At 61.2% G+C, this 21,351-nt stretch carries 14 protein-coding genes and 1 tRNA gene; 12 read left to right on the forward strand and 3 right to left on the reverse strand.

What is annotated here, in order from left to right; genetic code table 11:
• Positions 1–167 precede the first annotated feature (167 nt).
• Positions 168–974, forward strand: a complete 807-nt coding sequence (gene folE2 / locus C7411_RS22015; RefSeq protein WP_110386182.1) for a GTP cyclohydrolase FolE2 — start codon at positions 168–170, stop codon at positions 972–974.
• A gap of 77 nt (positions 975–1,051) precedes the next feature.
• Here the strand turns inward: folE2 and tsaD are convergent, their stop codons facing one another.
• On the reverse strand, positions 1,052–2,080 hold the full coding sequence (gene tsaD / locus C7411_RS22020) for a tRNA (adenosine(37)-N6)-threonylcarbamoyltransferase complex transferase subunit TsaD (protein ID WP_110386183.1): 1,029 nt from the start codon (positions 2,078–2,080) through the stop codon (positions 1,052–1,054).
• 168 nt (positions 2,081–2,248) lie between these two features.
• Here tsaD and C7411_RS22025 point away from each other — a divergent pair, with 168 nt between their 5' ends.
• From C7411_RS22025 to dnaG, 5 genes are all read left to right on the forward strand, one after another.
• Positions 2,249–3,469: a BaiN/RdsA family NAD(P)/FAD-dependent oxidoreductase gene (locus tag C7411_RS22025; RefSeq protein ID WP_110386184.1), complete on the forward strand. Its 1,221-nt coding sequence runs from the start codon at positions 2,249–2,251 to the stop codon at positions 3,467–3,469.
• 180 nt (positions 3,470–3,649) lie between these two features.
• Positions 3,650–4,570: a universal stress protein gene (locus C7411_RS22030; RefSeq protein WP_165822857.1), complete on the forward strand. Its 921-nt coding sequence runs from the start codon at positions 3,650–3,652 to the stop codon at positions 4,568–4,570.
• 142 nt (positions 4,571–4,712) lie between these two features.
• Entirely contained in the window at positions 4,713–4,925 is a 213-nt protein-coding gene (gene rpsU, locus C7411_RS22035; RefSeq protein WP_013434742.1) for a 30S ribosomal protein S21, read from the forward strand.
• 225 nt (positions 4,926–5,150) lie between these two features.
• On the forward strand, positions 5,151–5,597 hold the full coding sequence (locus tag C7411_RS22040; protein WP_042269886.1) for a GatB/YqeY domain-containing protein: 447 nt from the start codon (positions 5,151–5,153) through the stop codon (positions 5,595–5,597).
• Positions 5,598–5,725: 128 nt separating this feature from the next.
• Positions 5,726–7,606, forward strand: a complete 1,881-nt coding sequence (dnaG, locus tag C7411_RS22045) for a DNA primase (RefSeq protein WP_110386186.1) — start codon at positions 5,726–5,728, stop codon at positions 7,604–7,606.
• A gap of 21 nt (positions 7,607–7,627) precedes the next feature.
• Here dnaG and C7411_RS37595 read toward each other — a convergent pair whose 3' ends face one another.
• Positions 7,628–7,867 (reverse strand): hypothetical protein, encoded by a 240-nt coding sequence (locus tag C7411_RS37595; RefSeq protein WP_165822854.1) that lies wholly within the window; start codon positions 7,865–7,867, stop codon positions 7,628–7,630.
• Between C7411_RS37595 and rpoD the strand changes: the two genes are divergently transcribed.
• The 3 genes from rpoD to C7411_RS22060 all read left to right on the forward strand — a co-directional run bounded on the left by rpoD (position 7,749) and on the right by C7411_RS22060 (position 11,996).
• Positions 7,749–10,157 carry an RNA polymerase sigma factor RpoD gene (gene rpoD / locus C7411_RS22050; RefSeq protein ID WP_110386187.1) on the forward strand — a complete coding sequence of 803 codons (2,409 nt, stop codon included), beginning with the start codon at positions 7,749–7,751 and terminating at the stop codon, positions 10,155–10,157. The two genes, C7411_RS37595 and rpoD, sit on opposite strands and share 119 nt — an antisense overlap.
• 166 nt (positions 10,158–10,323) lie before the next feature.
• Positions 10,324–10,411 (forward strand) — tRNA-Ile (locus tag C7411_RS22055).
• 235 nt (positions 10,412–10,646) lie between these two features.
• Positions 10,647–11,996 (forward strand): IS4 family transposase, encoded by a 1,350-nt coding sequence (locus tag C7411_RS22060; RefSeq protein WP_110386188.1) that lies wholly within the window; start codon positions 10,647–10,649, stop codon positions 11,994–11,996.
• A 227-nt stretch (positions 11,997–12,223) separates the two neighbouring features.
• Here the strand turns inward: C7411_RS22060 and C7411_RS22065 are convergent, their stop codons facing one another.
• On the reverse strand, positions 12,224–13,063 hold the full coding sequence (locus C7411_RS22065; RefSeq protein ID WP_243413280.1) for an HAD domain-containing protein: 840 nt from the start codon (positions 13,061–13,063) through the stop codon (positions 12,224–12,226).
• A gap of 1,807 nt (positions 13,064–14,870) precedes the next feature.
• On the opposite strand from C7411_RS22065, the gene C7411_RS22070 reads away from it, so the two are divergent.
• From C7411_RS22070 to C7411_RS22080, 3 genes are all read left to right on the forward strand, one after another.
• Positions 14,871–17,483 carry an AAA family ATPase gene (locus C7411_RS22070; RefSeq protein WP_110386189.1) on the forward strand — a complete coding sequence of 871 codons (2,613 nt, stop codon included), beginning with the start codon at positions 14,871–14,873 and terminating at the stop codon, positions 17,481–17,483.
• Positions 17,484–17,680: 197 nt separating this feature from the next.
• On the forward strand, positions 17,681–20,047 hold the full coding sequence (locus C7411_RS22075; protein WP_243413281.1) for a tellurite resistance TerB family protein: 2,367 nt from the start codon (positions 17,681–17,683) through the stop codon (positions 20,045–20,047).
• A complete protein-coding gene (locus C7411_RS22080; RefSeq protein WP_110386191.1) occupies positions 20,044–21,348 on the forward strand; it encodes an ATP-binding protein in 1,305 nt (434 codons plus the stop codon). The genes C7411_RS22075 and C7411_RS22080 overlap by 4 nt, the downstream gene beginning before the upstream one ends.
• Positions 21,349–21,351: the final 3 nt, after the last annotated feature.

The raw sequence follows: 21,351 nt of genomic DNA on the forward strand, positions 1-21,351 counted from the left end.
GCCGATCGAGATCGCGATAGTTTGCCTGGCGCCTCGCGCCTTGCAGCAGCCCAATTCACATTTGAACTGGCGGGCGGGTTTCTACCCGGCTTTCCACCAGCAAACGCCGGCTCATGCCGGCGTTTGTTATTTGCGCGCCGCGTACGGCGCGGCTTGAGGATAAGAACATGAATCAGATGAACCCGGCTTTCGTGATGCCGGACGTCCAAAGCTCCGTCGATACCCGTCAGATCGTGATCCAGCGCGTCGGCGTGAAGGCCGTGCGCCATCCGCTCACGGTGAAGACGGGGGCGGGCGACGTCCAGCCGAGCGTCGGCACGTGGAATCTCGACGTTCATCTGCCGGCCGACCAGAAGGGCACGCACATGTCGCGCTTCGTCGCGCTGCTCGAAGAGCACAAGGCGCCGCTCGAACCCGCCACGTTCCGCGCAATGCTGGCCGCGATGCTCGCGAAGCTCGAATCGCAGGCGGGCCGTATCGAAGTGAGGTTCCCGTACTTCGTGAAGAAAGTGGCGCCGGTGTCGGGCGTGGAAAGTCTGCTGGACTACGAAGTGACGCTTACGGGCGACGTGCGCAACGGCCAAACGCGCCTGTTCCTCGAGGTGCTCGTGCCCGTGACGAGCCTGTGCCCGTGTTCGAAGAAGATTTCGCAATACGGCGCACACAACCAGCGCTCGCACGTGACGATGAACGTCGAGTTCGAAGGCGATCTGCCGGTGGAGGACCTCATTCGCATCGCCGAAGAAGAGGCGTCCTGCGAGCTGTGGGGCTTGCTCAAGCGTCCGGACGAGAAGTTCGTGACCGAGCGCGCGTATGAGAACCCCAAGTTCGTCGAAGACCTCGTGCGCGACGTCGCCGTGCGACTGAACGCCGATGCGCGCGTGCTCGCCTATACGCTCGAAGCCGAAAACTTCGAGTCGATCCACAATCACAGCGCCTACGCCGTGATCGAGCACGACAAGCGCGCGGCGTAACGCTGGCCGCCTGGTTGCGCCGTCAACAAGGAAGCCGCCCTGGGGCGGCTTCTTTTACGATTGCGGCGGCAAACGGGTTACTGTTGCGCGAGCGACGTCAAATCCCAGCGCGGCTTCACGGTGAATGCGTAGTCGCGCGTGGCCTGCTCGGGCCAGCGCGCGAGGCGCAGCGCACCCGCGAGCGCGATCATCGCGCCGTTGTCGGTGCACAGCGACAGGTCCGGGTAATGCACCTCGAAGCCGCGCTTTTGCGCCGCCGCCGAAAGCGTCTCGCGCAACTGCTTGTTCGCGCCCACGCCGCCCGCCACCACGAGGCGCTTCATCTTCGTGCGCTTGAGCGCGGCGAGCGATTTCGCGGCCAGCACCTCCACGGCCGCATCGACGAAACCGCGCGCGATATCGGCCTTGCCCTGTTCGCAGATGTTCGTGCCGAGCTTCTTCACTTGCGTGAGCACTGCCGTCTTGAGGCCGCTGAAGCTGAAGTCGAGATCGCCCGAATGCAGCATCGGACGCGGCAACTCGACTGCGCCTGGCGTGCCGAACTCCGCGAGGCGCGAGACTTCCGGGCCGCCAGGGTAGCCGAGGCCAAGCAGCTTGGCGGTTTTGTCGAAGGCTTCGCCCGCGGCGTCGTCGAGCGTTTCGCCGAGGGTTTCGTACACGCCCACGTCGGTCACGCGCATGAGTTGCGTATGGCCGCCCGACACGAGCAGCGCGACGAACGGAAACGGCGGCGGCGCATCGACCAGCAGCGGCGAAAGCAGATGGCCTTCGAGATGGTGAATTCCCACGGTCGGCCGATTCCAGGCCATGGCGAGCGCATTGGCGATGCTCGCGCCCACGAGCAGCGCGCCCGCGAGGCCAGGGCCTTGCGTAAAGGCGATGGCGTCGATATCGCTTTTCGCCGCTCCGCTCTTCGCGAGCACTTCTTCGAGCAGCGGCAGCGCGCGGCGGATATGGTCGCGCGAGGCAAGCTCCGGCACGACGCCGCCGTACTCGCGGTGCATGGCGATCTGCGAGTGCAGCGCGTGCGCGAGCAGGCCGCGCTCGCTGTCGTAGAGCGCGAGGCCGGTTTCGTCGCAGGAGCTTTCGATACCGAGAACGAGCATGGTATGGGGCAGGGCAACGGGATTGCGCGGCGCAAGCAGGCAAAAACCGTCGCTAAATCAAGAATTAAGAGAACATAAAAGTATAGCAGCGCGCGACCAAGCCGGTTGAGGGCGGCAAGCGGAGCCCCCGCGGACAAGCTCCGCCGCCGCGCAGGTAGAATGCGCGCCATGGAATCTTTCGACATCGCCGTGATCGGCGCAGGGGCGGCCGGCATGATGTGCGCGGCGGTGGCGGGCCAGCAGGGCCGCCGCGTGGCGCTGATCGACCACGCGCCGCGCCTCGCGGAAAAAATCCGCATCTCGGGCGGCGGCCGCTGCAACTTCACGAACCTGCACGCGAGCCCGGCCAACTATCTCTCTCACAACCCGCATTTCTGCCGTTCGGCGCTGGCACGCTACACGCCGCGCGACTTCCTCGCGCTGCTGCGCCAGCATCGCGTGACCTGGCACGAAAAGCACAAGGGCCAGCTTTTCTGCGACCAGTCGAGCGAGGCGATCATCGACGTCCTGCGCGCCGAGTGCGACGCGGGCCAGGTGGCATGGCGCCGGCCGCTGCCGGTGGATGCGGTGAGCCACGCCGACGGCGCCGGCTTCACGCTCGGCACGCCGCAGGGCGAGATCCGGGCGAAAGCGCTCGTGATCGCGACCGGCGGCCTGTCGATCCCGAAGATCGGCGCAACCGACTTCGCGTATCGCGTCGCGAAACAGTTCGGCCACAAGCTCATCGACACGCGCCCCGCGCTCGTGCCGCTTACGTTCGCGCAGGACGAGTGGGCGCCCTATGTGCCGCTCGCGGGCGTCTCGCTCGAAGTTCACGTGGCGACGGGCGAGCGCAAGGCCGGCGGCGCCTTCGACGAAGACCTGCTCTTCACGCATCGCGGCCTTTCCGGGCCCGGCGTCCTGCAGATTTCGAGCTTCTGGCAGCCCGGCCAGCCGATCCGCGTGAACCTGCTGCCCGAGCACGATCCGGCATCGGCGCTGATCGAAGCCAAGGGCGCGACGAAACGCCAGATCGGCAACCTGCTCGCCGAATGGGTGCCGGCGCGCCTCGCGCACCTGTGGCTGGAGGCGCATCAGGTGAAGGCCGACGCGCGTATTGCCGATCTGCCCGATAAAACGCTGCGCAAGATCGGCGAAGGGCTCGCCCAATGGACGCTCACGCCCACGGGCACCGAAGGCTACAAGAAGGCCGAAGTCACGCGCGGCGGCGTGGACACGCGCGAGCTCTCCTCGGCGACGATGATGAGCCAGCGCGTGCCGGGCCTCTATTTCGTGGGCGAAGCCGTGGACGTGACGGGCTGGCTTGGCGGCTACAACTTCCAGTGGGCGTGGGCCTCGGGCGTCGCGGCCGGGGAGGCCGCCGCGCAATATTCGCTGGACGCAGGCTGATTTCCTGACCGATATGCATCGCCGAATCTCTCGCGGTTGACCCCTGTCATGGTTGGCAGGGCGCCCGAGGTTCACGCTTGAATGCCTGACCACGAGGAAAAGGTACGCAACGTGAATCGAGAGGAACAGCAGCACAGTGGGCAAATGCGCGGGGAAATGCGCGGGCAAATGCGGCGAATCATGATCGCTGTGGACGATTCGAGGGCATCGACGCAGGCACTGCGTTTTGCGTCGCGTGTGGTGCCGCCCGACGCCCAGGTCCGTATCGTGTGCGCCGCCGAACAGCCAGGCGCGTGGAATGCCGGCGGCGCTTATACCGCGGGCGATTCATGGATGTCGGACGCGCTCGGCGCGGCGTGCGGCGAATATCTCCACGCCGCCGAGCGCACGCTCGAACAGGCGATGTCGGCGTTCAACGGACAAGCCGCCCTGGTCGAAGGGCAGGTGGTCGGTCTCTCCGCCGAGGCTGGCGCTGTCGTGCCTGCGCTAGCCAATGCGGCGCGTGACTGGCAGGCCGACTTGCTCATCGTCGGCACGCGGCATCAGGGGCGCGTGAAGCGCTGGGTCGACGGTTCGGTTTCGGGCGCGCTCGCGGTTTGCGCGCCCTGTCCGCTGCTGGTCGTGCCCGTGGAGTACGAAGAAGCGAACGCTCACGCGCCGCTCGCCCGCATCCTGCTGGCGACGGACGGCAGTCCGGCCTCGGCGCAGGTGATTGACGCGGCGCTGCGCCTGGCCGAACCGCAAACCGCGTTGCGCGCGGTTTATGTCGTGGACCGCAGCAGCGTGGCCGGCGACCCGGTGCCGGGCTCGGTGCTCGAAGATGCGTTCGCCGACCTCGGGCGCAAGGCGCTCGCCAGCGCCCACACGCAGCTCGACGTCTCGGGCCGCGCCTATGAAACGGCGCTCGTGGCCACCGCGCGCCTGCGCGACGACATCGCCCACGCCGTTTTGCGCGACGCGCAGGACTGGCAGGCCGATCTGGTCGCGCTGGGTACGCAGGGCCGGCGGGGCGTCGCGCGCTGGCTGCTCGGCAGCGTCGCCCAGCGCGCCATCGAGATCACGCATGTGCCGCTGCTGCTGATCGGGCCGGGCGCTGTCTGATGCTGCGCAGCCCCGCCAGGGAAGGCTCCGGGGGCGGTCGATGCGGTTGCCGGAATTGGGGTTTCCCCCCAAACCGGCACGCGATGCCCAAACCCGGAACTGCTATACTCAATCCTCTTTACCCCCGATCCGTTATTGGAAAATGACGACCATCCGCGTAAAAGAAAACGAACCCTTTGAAGTTGCCATGCGCCGCTTCAAGCGCACGATCGAGAAGAACGGTCTCTTGACCGAGCTTCGCGCGCGCGAGTTCTACGAGAAGCCCACGGCTGAACGCAAGCGCAAGAAGGCGGCGGCGGTGAAGCGCCACTTCAAGCGTCTGCGCAGCCAGATGTTGCCGAAGAAGCTGTACTGATTCCGGCGTCGCCGTGGCGCGTGGCCGCGCAGTTCCAGCGTGAGCCTCGCGTGAATGTCACGGCGAGGTGGACAGCCGGTCCGCGGCCTCTGGTTTCATCGCGTCACGCGGCCGCCGCTGTCCTCTGGTGTGGTCGCAGCCATGTCGAATGTGCGCCAACCCGCCTGGAATCGTTTCCAGGCGGGTTTTTGCATTCCAGCAACCCCAACGTATTTCAGGTGAGTGATGAGTCTCAAAGACCAGATCAACGACGACATGAAAACCGCGATGCGCGCGCGCGAAAGCGAACGCCTCGCCACGATTCGTCTGCTGCTCGCCGCTATCAAGCAACGTGAAGTCGACGATCGCGTGACGCTCGACGACGCGGGCATCACGGCCGTCATCGACAAGATGATCAAGCAGCGCAAGGACTCGATCAGCCAGTTCGAGGCCGCGGGCCGCACCGATCTCGTCGAGAAGGAAGCCGCCGAGCTGGCCGTCCTGACCGCCTATATGCCCGCGCAGCTCTCGGACGCCGAGATCGCCGCCGAAGTGCAGGCCGCCGTCGCCCAGGTGGGCGCAGCCGGCCCGCAGGACATGGGCAAGGTGATGGGTGTGCTCAAGCCGAAGCTGGCCGGGCGCGCCGACATGACGGCCGTTTCCGGGCTCGTCAAAGCCGCGCTCTCGAAGTAAGCGCACCCGGCTCGCACGCGGCGCCGGCCCAAGGGCGACGCCGCGAGGCCCGTACGTCACGCGTATGTCACGCTTATGTTACGTATAGGGCCGCGCGAGCCCCCGGCTGCCCAAGCGCGCTCGCTTCGATGATTCCGCATTCGTTCCTGCAGGACCTGCTGAACCGCGTCGATATCGTCGACGTGGTGGGTCGCTACGTGCAGCTCAAGAAGGGCGGCGCGAACTTCATGGGCTTGTGTCCGTTCCACAACGAGAAGAGCCCTTCGTTCACGGTTAGTCCAACCAAGCAGTTCTATCACTGCTTCGGCTGTGGCGCGCACGGCACCGCCATCGGCTTCCTCATGGAGCATGCGGGACTGACGTTCCCCGAGGCCGTCAACGAACTCGCCCAGTCGGTCGGCCTGACCGTGCCGCAGGAGCCTTCGCCCATGCGTGGCGGCGGCGGTGGGGCCGGCGCGGCGGGCGGCTATGCTCCGGCTGCCTCGAAGGCCGTTACCACGGCGCTTTCCGACGTCATGCAGACCGCCTGCGACTACTACCGCAAGGAGCTGCGCAGCGCGGCCAACGCCATTCAGTACCTCAAGAAGCGCGGGCTCACGGGCGAAATCGCCGCACGCTTCGGCCTCGGCTACGCGCCCGATGGATGGCAGAACCTCGAAACTGCGTTTACCCACTATCGCGACGATGCGCTGGTCGAGGCTGGCCTCGTGATCGTCAGCGAAAAGCAGGACGCGCAGGGCCAGCCGCGCCGCTACGACCGTTTCCGCGACCGCGTGATGTTCCCGATCCGCAACGTGAAGGGTCAGGTCATCGGCTTTGGCGGCCGCGTGCTGGACGGCGGCGAGCCCAAGTATTTGAATTCCCCGGAAACGCCGCTATTTAACAAGGGCAGCGAACTGTACGGGTTGTTCGAGGCGCGCCTCGCGATCCGGGAACAGCGCTATGTTCTGGTGGTCGAGGGATATATGGACGTCGTCGCGCTCGCGCAGCTGGGTTTCCAGAACGCCGTGGCGACGCTCGGCACCGCGTGCACGCCGATCCACGTGCAGAAGCTCATGCGTCAGACCGACACGGTGATCTTCAGCTTCGACGGCGACTCGGCGGGCCGCCGCGCCGCGCGCCGTGCGCTCGATGCGTGCCTGCCGCACGCGGCCGATAACCGCACGATCCGCTTCCTGTTCCTGCCCCAGGAGCACGACCCGGACAGCTACGTGCGCGAATTCGGCGCCGAGGCGTTCTCGGAGCAGGTCGAGCGGGCCATGCCGCTGTCCCAGTTCATGCTCAACGAGGTACTGGCGGACAAGGAACTGGACCAGCCGGAAGGGCGCGCACGGGCGCTGTTCGACGCGAAGCCGCTGCTGCAGGCGCTGCCGGCGAACGCCCTGCGGGCGCAGATCATGCACATGTTCGCGGACCGCCTGGACGTGCCGTTCGAGGAGGTGGCGGCGCTGTGCGAAGTCGATGCGCGCATTGCCCAGGCGGCGCGCCAGGCGCCCGCACGCAAGGATCGGCACCTGGTGACCGGTATCGAGCGCAAGGCGCTGCGCAACCTCGTGATGCACCCGCGCATCGTGCTGAAACTGGAGGAAGAGGCCGAAAAGGCGTTGATTGGACTGACGCGCCACGGCGAGCTGTTCGAGGAAGTGACCACCCACGCGCGGGCGCTGGGCGACTCGGCGGAATTTCAGCTCCTTTCGGACCTGCTGAGAAATGGGGCCAATGCTCCAACCTTCGAGGAGATTTTTCGCGAAATTCTGGACTATGATGAAAACGTTCGGGATTTGCTGATGAAAAATCCGGAAGATGACGCTGCGGTGGAGGAGCGCCGCGAGCAGGAGCGGCTCGTGAGCGAAGAATTGATGGCGGCAATCCTGAAGATGCGGTACGACGCCTGTTGCGAGCGGCTGGACGCGCTTTCGCGGCAGTCGCGCCATACGCCCGAGGAACTTGCCGAATTGATGTCACTGAATCAGACGCGGGCTGACATGAAACGTCAGCTCGGTTTGTAGGGGAAGGACCGCGCGGGGAGATTATTGCACTGCGTGGTAAAATAACAGGTTTTCAGCGGTTTGTTTTTGTTTTTTCCGGGTGGGCATAATGGGTTGGGGTAACCCGTGAATGTCCAGTTTTCCAGCAAGGGGCGGAATGGCAATGGCAAAGACTACAGGCGGAAAAAAGGCAACAGGCAAGGGCCCGACGGGGCCGACCAGCAAGGTCACAAAGGCCGCAGTTGCCAGTTCTTCCGCCCGGTCGTCGGGCAGTGAGTCCACCAACCGTTCTGAACCGGCTACCCGGAAGAGGTCGATGACTGTTTCGGCTGCGCGAGCAGCGCCGGGACGTGCGGCGAAAGCCGCTACGCAGCCGGCAACGAAGCGGTCCGGTTCGAGAAGTGCAAGGGAAGTGCCTGCCGTCGAGGACGATGCGGCAGAGCGCGAGGCTCAAGCATCCACGGTTCAAGAGGCTGTTGTCCAGCAGCCGCGAGTCGAGACACTAGCCGGTACGGCGAACTCCATGACGAAAAAGCTGAATGAAGTACCCGTCGATGACGACGCAAACCAGAGCGAAGACAGCACCCCCGCCGCGGGCAAGGTCGAAAAGACCACCCGTGCGCGCGACCGGCGAGCGAAGGAAAAGGCGCTGCTAAAAGACGCGTTCGCGTCGTCGCAGCCCGGCACCGTCGAGGAGCTCGAGGAGCGCCGCACGAAGCTGCGTGCGCTCATCAAGCTCGGCAAGGAGCGCGGCTTCCTCACCTATGCGGAAATCAACGATCACCTCCCGGACAACTTCACGGAAACCGAGGCGATCGAAGGCATCATCAGCACGTTCAACGACATGGGCGTGGCCGTCTACGAGCAGGCGCCCGACGCCGAAACGCTGCTGCTCAACGACAACGCGCCCAACGCTTCTTCGGACGACGAAGTGGAAGAGGAAGCGGAAGTTGCGCTCTCCACCGTCGACTCCGAATTTGGCCGCACGACCGACCCGGTGCGTATGTACATGCGCGAAATGGGCACGGTCGAGCTCCTCACGCGCGAAGGCGAAATCGAAATCGCCAAGCGCATTGAAGACGGCCTCAAGCACATGGTCATGGCGATCTCCGCCTGCCCGACCACCATTGCCGACATCCTCGCCATGGCCGAACGCGTGGCGAACGACGAGATTCGCGTGGACGAGCTCGTCGACGGCCTGATCGATCCGAACGCCGAAGACACCGACGGCTTCAACGCCAAGGAAGCGGAAGAGATCGAAAACGAGGACGAAGAGGAAGAGGCGGAAGAGGAAGAAGAAGAGGAGGAGGAAGAGGACGACGGCGCGGCGCAGGCGACGGCCAACGCGGCGCAGCTCGAAGCCCTCAAGCGAGCCTCGCTCGAAAAATTTGCCCTCATCAGCGAATGGTTCGACAAGATGCGCCGCGCGTTCGAGAAGGAAGGCTACAAGTCGAAGTCCTACCTCAAGGCGCAGGAAACCATCCAGAACGAGCTGATGTCGATCCGCTTCACGGCGCGCACTGTCGAGCGCCTGTGCGACACGCTGCGTGCGCAGGTGGACGAAGTGCGCCAGGTCGAACGTCAGATTCTGCATACGGTCGTGGACAAGTGCGGCATGCCGCGCTCGGAGTTCATCGCGCGTTTCCCGGGCAATGAAACCGACCTCGAGTGGTCGGAGAAGATCGTCGGCGAGAGCCATGCGTATAGCGGCATCCTTTCGCGCAACATTCCGGCGATCCGCGAACAGCAGCAGCGCCTGCTCGATCTGCAGGCGCGCGTGGTGCTGCCGCTCAAGGACCTGAAAGAGACCAACCGCCAGATGGCGGCCGGTGAACTCAAGGCACGCCAGGCGAAGCGCGAGATGACCGAGGCGAACCTGCGTCTCGTGATCTCGATTGCAAAGAAGTACACGAACCGCGGCCTGCAGTTCCTCGACCTGATCCAGGAAGGCAACATTGGCCTGATGAAGGCAGTGGACAAGTTCGAATATCGTCGCGGCTACAAGTTCTCGACCTACGCGACGTGGTGGATCCGCCAGGCCATCACGCGTTCGATCGCGGACCAGGCGCGTACGATCCGCATTCCGGTTCACATGATCGAAACGATCAACAAGATGAACCGCATTTCGCGGCAGATCCTGCAGGAAACCGGTCTCGAGCCGGATCCGGCAACGCTTGCCGAGAAGATGGAAATGCCGGAGGACAAGATCCGCAAGATCATGAAGATCGCGAAGGAGCCGATCTCCATGGAAACGCCGATCGGCGACGACGACGATTCGCATCTGGGCGACTTCATCGAGGACAACAATACGGTGGCGCCTGCCGACGCCGCGCTGCACGCCTCGATGCGCGACGTCGTGAAGGACGTGCTCGACTCGCTGACGCCGCGCGAGGCGAAGGTGCTGCGCATGCGCTTCGGTATCGAGATGAGCACCGATCACACGCTCGAAGAAGTGGGCAAGCAGTTCGACGTGACGCGCGAGCGCATTCGCCAGATCGAAGCAAAGGCGCTGCGCAAGCTGCGCCACCCGAGCCGTTCGGACAAGCTCAAGTCCTTCCTTGAAGGAAATTGAGATTGGTTAGCTTTAATGCACAGAAGTCATGTGCAAGATGGCCAGGCCGACCCGCTTTCGTGTAGTATGTCGGCCTGTCATCGAAAAGCCCGGCCTTTGGGTAGACCGGGCTTTTTTGTTGACACGTCATCGTTGTTTTGTTTGTCGCTACGCTTCGTAGCTTCGTGGGCCGGACGCCGTGTTGGTTGCAGGCAGCGGACTCATAATCCGCCTCCGAAAGGACATCGTGGGTTCGAATCCCACCCGGCCCACCAAGGGTTTGCGGACGATTCAAAGTCCAAAAATATTTCCGCAAATCAACGCCATTTCCGCAAAATAGGAGGGCGTTTAGATGCCTGTGACTTTCGACGAGGCTAAGGGCATGTCGTTATACACAACGTCACCGCCGGTCCGCGGCGGCGAGAAAGGTCGTCTACGTTCAATGACATAGCCGCCGCGCTTGTAAACTGTCGGCGTTTGCCGTTTACTCTCCGCTTTTGAGCGGACGCCTTGGTCACGGAATCGACGCCCTGGACACAAACGGAATTCGAGCAACTGGACCTTGGCGACGCGCGCCTGAACAAGCGAGCGAGGCTTTTGATGGAAAGGATGGCGGCCGACCCGACGGCCAGCGTGCCGCAGGCAGGTCATGGTTGGGGCGAAACGATAGCGGCGTACCGCTTCTTCGATAACGAGAAGGTCCAGTGGCATGCGATTCTGGAGCCGCATTGGCAGCAGACGCAAAAACGGATGCAAACGCATCAGGTCGTGCTCTGTCTTCAAGACACCACCGAGCTTGATTTCAATGGTCAGGATGCGCTCGGATTGGGGCCGCTGACGTATGAGGCGCAGCGGGGGATGTTTGTTCACCCGACCTATGCGGTGACGCCGCAGCGCGAGCCGTTGGGCATCCTGGACGCCTGGATGTGGGCCCGCGAGAAGAAGGACGACTCGGGCCGACGCGGTGGCCCGAAGGAAAGTTTGCGTTGGATCGAAGGCTACGAGCGCATCGCCGAGATGGCGCCGGATATGCGGTCCACCCGCTTGGTGTATGTGGCCGACCGCGAAGCGGATCTGATGGCGTTGATGGAGCGCGCCGATGCGTTGGGCAACCCGGCCGACTGGCTGGTACGTGCCGCGCATAACCGCAGCCTGCCTGAGGGCGATAAATTGTGGGAGCGCGCCACGCACGACGAAGCGGTGGGCGAAATCGCCTTCCCGATGGCCGCGCGCCAAGGTGTGAAAGCGCGCACGGTGCGCCAGCGCCTGTGGCTGCAGCGCGTGCAGTTGCCCGCGAGCAAGAGCAAAAGCGTCGCTGCAACGTGCCTGGTTGCGCGCGAGTTTGACGCACCCGCCGGTGTGAAGCCGATCGAATGGCGCTTGCTGACTAACCGTACGGCGACCACGCTGGATGAAGCTGCCGAATTGATCGAGTGGTATCGGGCGAGATGGGAAATCGAAATCCTGTTCAACGTTCTGAAGAACGGCTGTCAGGTCGAAGAACTGCAGCTGGGCACGATTGAGCGACTCGAGCGTGCGTTGGCACTGTTCCTTGTGGTGGCTTGGCGCGTGACCTATCTGATGCGGCTGGGCCGGACCTGCCCTGATTTAGACGCGCGTCTGTTCTTCGATCCCGATGAAATTCGGGCTGCGTACCTGCTTACAAAAACGCCCAGATCTGTGCAACCCAAGCTCAACGAAGTGTTGCGCCTGGTCGCACGCCTCGGCGGTTTCCTCGCTCGCAAGGGCGACGGCGAACCCGGCGCGGAGACCATCTGGAAGGGACTTACGAAAGTTCATATCGCCGCACAAACCATGCGCTTATTGCGCGATGACGGTGATGCCGACACTTCTGTATAACGACATGGTTTTAGTGGTGATATTGAAAATCGGATAGCAATTAGTCGGTGTTTTTAAAACTAGAGTAAATACTCTAAAGTGTGAGGCCGCCGTGCGTGGGGGAGGTGGACTGCCACTTCTGGCAGATCGTCGGACACGGCATCCGTACCTCTTGGGGCTGCGATGGGCTTCCGGCATGAATCATGGCGGAGGCGAACGTGGGGTGGCCCTAAAGGTGCAGCCACCGTTTATTCGTCAGTGCTGGCCTGACGGTCATCACTGTCTGTCAACCATCGTCGAAGTCGTTTCAACGCTTTTTCATCGCTGATTCCCAGCGCAGGGTCGAGCAACACAAAATTGCCGGCCAGTTCACCGGGTTCTCGGCCGAAGAGATGGGCATAGAAAACCGAGTCGTCCAGCGCCAACCAGTTTCGTAGCCCTTTTCCCATCGCATACGACGCGATCACGTCTGTTCTGCCTGAGCCGTTTCGCAGATAACTGAATCGCGGCTTCATGTCCCGGGTGGTGTCAACGACGCGCCGCGCGAGGTCGGGTGGAAGGTAGGCAGTGACCTGGGTGGTCGGAAGCCTTTGCAGCCAGGATGTCGTGAGGACGATCTCCACGGCGGGATAGGGCTGGAGAATCTCAGCCAGAATCGGAGCGAATTCGAAAAGCGGTCTGCCGGAGTCCAGGGTGATCTTGCCTTTGTCGCCTATATAGGCATGGCCGGCATGCAGCGTACCGTCGTAGTCCACGAACAGTGTCGGTGTGGTGCGCTCGGGAATGAGAACAGGCTTCGTGCCGGTCGTCCTGGTAGCCGATTGCTTCGCGGCGATTTCAAGCCAGTTCACCGTATGGCCAACGGCCAGCAAGGCATCGTCGGCGTCCGCCCTCGACATGATGAGCGTTGCGAGCCCGAACTCCTTCAGCACCTTGAACAGGTGCACGGTACCGACAGATCGTCCGGCTTCAATGCGGGTAAGTACGTTTACCGTTACGCCGATGTAGTCGGCGGCGTCGAGAAGCGTCAGTTCGCTCGCCAGCCGGGTACGTTGCACCGCTTGCCCTAGCGCTTTGAGATCTGTCACGAGCGGACATGGTTTGGAGCCGGTGTCGTCGGGGGAGGGCGGCATGCTGGCCATACTGACGAGGAAGATCCGTTGGGGGTGGGCGAACCTAAGCGCGAATCACGCGGGCTGTCGGACGGCGTCTGGAGCGGGTGCGTCTATGAGAGCGTATTTGCGCGCGTCGCAGCGCGGCTTTCATGACGCGTCCGATTCGTCGTGGCGGTAGCTTGAGTAGCTGTCTGCAGCCTTACGCGCGAGCGTACAGATCGCGTACGCCAGCTGAACAGCGCCAGCTCGTGCCGCGGCGTTGAATTTCCGCGCAGGTTGCCCGAGACCAGCGCGACGAAAGCAGATGCGGGTACTGTCGCGTCGCCGGGCGCGAAAATATATGACATCCATGGTCGTAATTGCTCACAAACGTTGACACGAATTCCCGACCGGTATTGACGTGGCCGAAGTGCGCCCAATCGACCAGACCGATCTTGCCTAGCAACGCGGGTGGCCGTTGGATAGCTGCGGTTCGCGGCGGCAGGCAGTGTGACCGGACCGGGCACGGGGAGTCGTGCGGTGTATCTGTCCCAGACGGTGCATTCATGTGCTTACGCGCGGTCGTCATCGGCGGCTCCTCATAGAGGGCTCCTCTCTTCCTCTTGCTGCGAGATGCTCCTAGAGCAATGGCGGCATGCTGGCCATGCCGACGAGGAAGATCCGTTGCGAGTAGGCCAAATGCACGATTTCACGCTATACGAGTTGGCCAGAGCGGCGCTTGAGCGCTGATGGGAGGGCGACTCTCGCGAATATGGATTGTTGGACAGCGGCCGGCGTAGGGCGAGCCGCTCGTGCGCAAAGGCCTTACGTAAACCTATGGCGCTGTCACTGGGAACACCAGTCGTGCGCCACGACGCGCCACTTGGTGGCCTGCACATTTAGATATATGAGATTCGAGTATCTGAATGTGACGAAGACGTCGTGTGGAGGTAGTGGATTTTGCTTGCGTTCTAGTGACCACGCGCTACGGGAGCGTGCTGCCGGTGATGCAAAACGCATAATGTCGCTTCTCAAGACGATTGTTTAACCCAGCGCACGAAGCCCTGAGCAGATTCGGTCTTGGCGGAGGGACTGTATAAAAACACAGGGGTCGGATTATGCCGATTTTGAGCGAAACTCATCGACTAAAAGCATAATGCGTTTAACAGACCAGTATCGGGGGCAGGACTATGGTAACTGCCGAGGCGGGCACGAAGATCGCCGGCTATACCTATCAGCTTCAACGTGCGCTGCACCGTTTATTTTCCAGCGTTCATGGCAATATTTTGATCGGCGTGGGGACGGGCGACGACGTTGTTGAGCGGTCGATGCCGTCTTCGAGCAAGACAAGCGTACGATCAAAGAGGGCAGCCAGCCCTATTCCGACGGCGGTAAAAATCTCTGGCACACCGTTCACATATGGCTTGACAGCACCGAAAAGGTTTCGCGAGCAGTATGGTGAAGTCCGATATTGCCGTGTAATAACAAGACTGTTTCCGAACACGCGATAGCGAGACGCCTGAGTGACGCAACTAAACGCGGGTTTGATTCCCCATTGGCGGCTGTAAACTAAGCGTGTCAAAAGGTTATCCAAGTGGGCCCAGCCAGGGAGATAGCGAATAGTCGAAAAAATGACCCGCGGAGGCTGATCTGACGACAAGCGGGCCATGAAAAGCCACACCAGAAAAGACATATTTGATCGCGAAATGACGGTGTCCTGGTGACAACGTTGGCGATCACTGGATTACAGGTGGGTGGTTCGTGGTGCATTCCCACGGACTCGCTGACACGGGGAAGCGCGATGGCATTGTTGGATGAAATCCTGAAGTGGTCGCAAAGTGAACTAAAACCATGGCAGCAGGATGCTGTACGCCGACTATTTCTTGCTCCGAAGACGGGGCTTTCGGACGATGACTGGTCGGAAATCTACACGTTACTGTTGGCCGAGCATGAGCTGCCCAACCCCGATGGTCTGACACCTGTGCCATTATCGGCTGAGAATCTACCGGTCAATCAGGCGACCGTTGCGCCGGTGGTACTGAAAGCCATGCGGGATACGAAGTACCTCAACCGTCTGGCGAAGGGGCAGATCTTGACCTTTGCTCCGTCTGGTTTGACAGTGATATTTGGCGGTAACGGCAGCGGTAAGTCTGGTTACTCGCGCGCACTCAAGCGTGCTTGCCGCGCCCGCGACCAGGTCGAGCCTGTACATCCGGACGCCTCAGATGTGCAGTCTGTCGCGCACATTCCGGAGGCTACCTTTGATGTATTGGACCAAGGTGCCGAGATAGCGCTGACCTGGAGGCGCGGCATACAACCGCCGGAAAAGCTTGCGAGCATTGCGGTCTTCGACTCCCACTGTGCGCGTGTGTATCTGACTGCCGAGCAGGACGCCGCGATTGTGCCCTACGGACTGAGCGTCGTTGAGGACTTGGGCAGTAAGGTGTTACCTAACCTCAAGCGACGCTTGGATCATGAACGAGCTGCGATTGACATCGATACAGCGCCGTTTAGCAACCTTCGCGGCGACACTGCGGTTGGGCAATTGATTGCAAATCTGAGCCACAAGACAGATATTGCCGCGATCGAAAAATTGGGAACGCCAGATCAGACGGAATTGGAGAGGCTCGCCGATCTGCAAAAGCTGTTAAAAGAGGCTGATCCAAAGACGACAGCGAATAATCTTTCGGCTCAGGCAAAGCGTGTCACTGAGGTATCTCAGCGACTGGACAAAGCATATGCATGGGTCAAAGACGAGTCGATACAGCGTCTTCGCGCCTTGGTTGACGGCGCGGCGATAGCGACACAGGCTGAGAAGGTCGCTGCTGATGCTTTTCGTGCCGGCGAAACTTTACTCCCAGGTACCGGTGAGCCGACCTGGAAGGCGCTTTTCGACTCCGCACGCCGGTATTCCGAGGAAGTCGCCTACCAGGGACACACCTTTCCGCATACCGACGATGCCGTGTGTGTCCTGTGTCAGCAGCCGCTCGCCGACGGAGCGCAACGTTTGCTGCGCTTCGATCAATTTATCAAGGCCGACGCGGCGAAGGCGGCCCAAAAGGCGCGTGAAGATCTGGCAACGGGGATCGGAAAGGTTGCAAACGCAGTGTTGTCGCAAGAATTGCTGGCTTCAATGAGTCAGGAGCTGGAGGCAATGGAGAGTGGCCTGCCAGCTTTGATAGTTGCCTTTGAGGCTGGTGTGGAGGCTCGGCGTTCAGCAATGCTAGCAGCATCCAGGAGTGGGGAATGGGATTCTTTGACGTCTCTGCCGGAGGATCCGCGACCCAAACTTGATGCACTGGCAAGCAAGCTTGTGCAGCGGGCTGCCGGCCTGAACAACGCCGCCGACGCCGCAGCACGTCAGAAGCTCGAGAGGGAACACAACGAGCTGCTAGCTCGGCAACAACTGGCGCCGGTGCGGCCGGCAGTGGTTGCGCTCGTGAGCCGTATGAAGCTTCACAAGCAGCTTGAGCGCTGTGAGGCCGATTTGAAGACGAACAGGATTACGTCTAAGTCCAAGGAGTTTGCCACCATTGGGGTGAACCAGGCCTTGGCGACGGCCCTGAACGATGAGTTCGTGCGTCTCGGTATCGGGCACATCAAAACGAAGCTGATACCTCGAGGAGACAAGAGTAAGAACAAATACCGTCTCGGTCTCAACCTGCCAGGAACGTTCAACCTGGAAGAAATCTTGTCTGAGGGCGAGCAACGGTCGATTTCTATCGGTTGCTTCTTGGCTGAGTTACGACAATTTAGTCACAAAGGAGCGATTGTCTTCGACGACCCAGTGAGCTCGCTGGATCACTGGCGTAGACAGTATGTTGCGCAGCGTCTAGCAGAAGAGGCACGCGATCGCCAGGTAATCGTGTTTACCCACGACACTGTATTTTTGGCTTTGCTGGAAGATGCCGCCGAGAGGGCTCAAGTCTGCATTCACTCACAAAACCTGGAGTGGCAGAACGGCTATCCAGGTGTTGTGGTTTCTGGACTGCCTTGGGATCATCAGCCATACAGCCAGCGTATTGATACGCTGGAGCGCACTCATCGCAAGCTCGAGAAGGACTGGCCGGCTTATCCGAATGCGGAACAGTTGGGGCAGATACGCCATCAGTACAGTCTTCTTCGCTCGACCATTGAACGAGTAATTCAGGACCTGATATTGGGTGGGGTTATCCGTAGGCACCACGAATACGTGAAGGCCGGAGATTTGCGTCGAGTGGTCGGTTTTCCGTTGTCGGAACAGCAAGAGTATGACCGATTGATTACCCGCTGCAATCGAGTCACCGAAGCTCACGATCCTTCGTCAGCGCAGAATTTACCGCCGCCGACAGCAGTTGAATTGGGCGCAGACTTGGCAGCTTTGAGAGCGATAATCGCTATCACCAAGTCTCGGCAACAGGCGAACAAGCCTTAGATTGCGGCATATCACTAATCGCAGGCAGTTGTCCTTGAGTATGGCTTATGCCACAGCCGACTCGTGTGTATGGTATGTGCCTACAGCCACACCTACTATGTGACTTCTAATCTGGGCACACTGCGGTAACTTTGTTTGCGTCGTCAGGGGTGGACAACAGTATGGCTAGGCGAAAGAAGACGGGGTCGGGAGGATTCATGGGCGCAGTAGTCATTGGACTGTTCGCGCTATTTGCCGCCATTCCCCGTGAGATATGGATCGGAATCGCAGCGGTCGTCGTCATCGGCGTGGTCATTTACTTCTACCGCAAGTCCAGGGGCAGTACGGCGGGCGTTTCTCAAGGCGATGGACGTCCAGGTCACTCGGCGTTTCACGCCGAGGATCGGGTGCCGGTTGCGACGGAGCGACGAGTGTCCCGCAGCGCGGTTGGCCGGTTCGTCGACGACGATGAGCCCGTTTCGGTTGCTGCGGGTTCGGTGTCCACCCCTTCGTCGTTCCGCGTTCCAGCCGTGCCGAGTAGCTATGGCCCGGCCACATGGGTTCCGGCTGGGAAGGATGTGACGGTGGCGGGCATTCTGATTTCTGGTGGCCTTGTTTACGTGGGTACGTCGTTATCGACACCCATGGGCGCCAACGACCCATGTCTTATCGATCCGTCGAAATCGGTTGCGAAGCACGGCGACTACACCGAGCGGCAGATGGACTACTGGCCGAGTTACTCCGAGATTTCGGCTACCGCCCGGCGCGCCTATCTGAACTGGTTGGCCGGTGGCCGAAAGGACCCGGAAGCCGACATCGGATACGTTTTCATTTTCTTCTACGGACTGGAGCGACGTGCCATCCTCGATGCAGCCAGGGATGATGCCGCCAAAGCCGACTGGCCCGTCATCGCTGCGGAGTTGCGCCGGCTTCTCGGCATCTATGGCGACAAGTCCGGTTCATTCCGGAATTACGCGGGTTCGCTGCTCGATTGGGTTTCGCTGGCCGAACACCCCGAGAAGGCATACCTCAAGCCCATCCCGAATTTCCCCAAGACCTACGAAGTACCGCTCTATATCCGGGCCGCGTTAGGTCAGGCTGCAGTCGACGGGGTTCCTGTGCCGGCGCCGCTCGCATTGGCCTGGGCCAGGCTTGATCCGACGAGTTATCTGCGGATGCCCGCGACGCGTTGTCCTGAGGAGTTTGACCAGCTCTTCGTTCTCAGATATCGCGAACTGTTTGGCGAGGGCCTGACACTGCCGAAGAACAAGACCAGGCTCAAACTGGTTCACCGGCCGGCTTCTGCGGGATTCCGCGGCTACAACAACTTGAATTTGACGTTCGGTGATACACCCGACGTCACGGTCCTTACGGCGCCTATCCGGAAATTGCAGCAAGTCGTCGAAGCCGTCACGAAGGAACTGGAGCCGTTCAGTCGCTACGTCGGCAAGAATCCAGACGCCAGGCACGCGCTGGAAGGGCTCCTGCAACTGCCTGTTGCACTGTGGCCGGAAAATGCCCTCGAGACCTTGCAGACCCTGAAGGCACGCATAGGCGATGGAACGGTCGTCATATCGTTCCAGGAATTGCTCACGAACCTGGATGCGAGGACGACGCTCACGAGGGACAGGACGCTAGCTTTAGCACGCACGTTGGCGTCCATGGGCATCGGTGTCGAACCGGATGTATTGGGTGGAGCCAAACTGCCCAAGCCAGAGGACAAAGTGGTGCTCTTTGCCGTTCCACCCGGCGAAGAAGAAAGCCGTTCGACGCCGGGGTACCAGGCTGCCGTGCTGACGGTGGATCTGGCGTCGGCAGTGGCCGCTGCCGATGGCGATTTCAGCACCAGCGAAATGGAGCATCTTCGGACACAGGTGCAGTCGTGGGTACATCTCCGTCCGGACCACATCCACAGACTTTTGGCACACTTATCCTTGCTGGTGACGACGCCCGTATCGCTGACCGCGCTGAAAAGGAAGCTGGAGCCACTGGACTCCGCTGCCAGAGAGACCATGGCAGCTTTCATGGCGACCGTCGCACAGTCCGACGGGGAGGTTTCGCCAATAGAAGTGAAGATGCTGGAGAAGATCTACAAGGTCCTCGGTGTCGAACCCAGAAAAGTGTTTTCCGACGTGCACGCAGTAGCCGCTGGCGCCGGGGCGGCCGTGCCAACCGTCGCAAAAGCGGAGGAGACGGGTTTCAGGCTCGATCCAGCTCGCATCGCCGCTCTCCAGAAAGACTCCGAGGCCGTATCGGCTCTGCTATCAGGTATCTTCAAGGAAGATGACCAACCCCAGCCGGTAGCCACCGAGCCGCAACCAGAGATCGAGGCGGAGACAGAGGCGCGGCCTTCCGGACTGCTTGGGCTGGATGAGGCGCATAGTGCGCTGGCCCGTCTGCTGCTGTCGCGCCCCGAATGGACGAAGGAAGAGCTTGGCGATGCGGCCGCAGACCTCGATCTGATGGTCGACGGTGCTCTCGAAACACTCAACGAAGCCGCCTTCGACAAGCATGATGTGCCGTTCGTCGAAGGAGAGGATCTTGTGACGGTTAACCCCGAATTACTGGAGAAGCTTGAGGCATGAACGATCCGATTCGCCCCAGAGACCGCGACGCGGTCATCCAGTCACTGCGAGCGGGCGTCGTGCCTCGTAGTGGCCAGCATCTTATCCAGGTAGGCCGGAGTCGCGAAATCGAGACACTAGTAACCGATATTGCCCGCATTGCTGACGGCGGCTCGGCATTCCGCATGGTCATTGGCGAGTATGGCGCTGGCAAAACGTTCTTCCTGAACCTGGTTCGCGCCATAGCGCTCGAGAAGAAACTCGTGGTTGCCAATGCCGACCTGAATCCAGACCGTCGACTCTATGCTAGCGGTGGCCAGGCCCGCTCGCTATACGCCGAACTCATGCGCAATCTGTCGACTCGCACCAAGCCGGATGGTGGAGCGATCACAGGCGTCGTTGAGAAGTTCATTGCCACGGCCAGGACTGAGGCCAAGGCGTCGAATCAGTCCACTGAGACGGTCTTGCGCCAGAAGCTTGATCAGTTGACTGAACTGGTCAATGGCTACGACTTTGCCGATGTCATTGCCGCCTACTGCCGCGGCTATGAGGACGGCAACGAAAAGCTCAAGTCGGACGCTGTTCGCTGGCTGCGGGGCGAGTTCGCGACCAAAACCGATGCAAGGCAGGCGCTCGGCGTGAGGAGCATCGTGGACGACTCGGAAGTCTACGATCAACTCAAGCTCATGGCGCGATTTGTACGCCTCGCCGGCTTTAGCGGCTTGCTGATTGGACTCGATGAACTGGTCAATCTTTACAAGCTGGCGAACACTCAGGCCAGAAATACAAACTACGAACAGATTCTTCGCATCCTTAACGACTCGTTGCAGGGTACGGCCGTTGGCCTCGGATTTCTCCTCGGAGGCACGCCAGAGTTCCTGCTGGACACCCGCCGCGGGCTCTACAGCTATCCTGCTTTGCAGAGCCGCCTCGCGCAAAACACGTTTGCCTCAAATGGTCTCGTCGACTTCAGTGGGCCGGTGGTCAGGCTGTCGAGCTTGACACCCGAGGACTTCTTCGTCCTGTTGCAGAAGATTCGCTCGGTCTACGCGTTTGGGAATTCTGGCAAGGTCCTTATTCCTGACCAGGGCATTTCCAGCTTTATGGAACATTGCTCCAGGCGTATCGGCGACACCTATTTCCGCACGCCGCGCACCACCATTACGGCATTCATTAACATGCTCGCCGTGCTCGAGCAAAATCCCGGTACGTCCTGGCAGGATTTGCTCGGAGGTATCGAGGTTGTCGTCGACAGGGGCGGTATGGCCGACCAACTGGTCGACGCGGGCGATGGTGATGAATTTGCCTCGTTCAAGCTGTGACGG

Source organism: Paraburkholderia silvatlantica (assembly GCF_003096715.1).
GTDB lineage: Bacteria > Pseudomonadota > Gammaproteobacteria > Burkholderiales > Burkholderiaceae > Paraburkholderia > Paraburkholderia silvatlantica.

Excerpts from the sequence above, each read along its gene's own strand:
- folE2 (WP_110386182.1), top strand. The coding sequence starts at position 168 with ATGAATCAGATGAACCCGGCTTTCGTGATGCCGGACGTCCAAAGCTCC.
- tsaD (WP_110386183.1), bottom strand. The coding sequence starts at position 2,080 with ATGCTCGTTCTCGGTATCGAAAGCTCCTGCGACGAAACCGGCCTCGCG.
- C7411_RS22025 (WP_110386184.1), top strand. The coding sequence starts at position 2,249 with ATGGAATCTTTCGACATCGCCGTGATCGGCGCAGGGGCGGCCGGCATG.
- C7411_RS22030 (WP_165822857.1), top strand. The coding sequence starts at position 3,650 with ATGATCGCTGTGGACGATTCGAGGGCATCGACGCAGGCACTGCGTTTT.
- rpsU (WP_013434742.1), top strand. The coding sequence starts at position 4,713 with ATGACGACCATCCGCGTAAAAGAAAACGAACCCTTTGAAGTTGCCATG.
- C7411_RS22040 (WP_042269886.1), top strand. The coding sequence starts at position 5,151 with ATGAGTCTCAAAGACCAGATCAACGACGACATGAAAACCGCGATGCGC.
- dnaG (WP_110386186.1), top strand. The coding sequence starts at position 5,726 with ATGATTCCGCATTCGTTCCTGCAGGACCTGCTGAACCGCGTCGATATC.
- rpoD (WP_110386187.1), top strand. The coding sequence starts at position 7,749 with ATGGCAAAGACTACAGGCGGAAAAAAGGCAACAGGCAAGGGCCCGACG.
- C7411_RS22070 (WP_110386189.1), top strand. The coding sequence starts at position 14,871 with ATGGCATTGTTGGATGAAATCCTGAAGTGGTCGCAAAGTGAACTAAAA.
- C7411_RS22075 (WP_243413281.1), top strand. The coding sequence starts at position 17,681 with ATGGGCGCAGTAGTCATTGGACTGTTCGCGCTATTTGCCGCCATTCCC.
- C7411_RS22080 (WP_110386191.1), top strand. The coding sequence starts at position 20,044 with ATGAACGATCCGATTCGCCCCAGAGACCGCGACGCGGTCATCCAGTCA.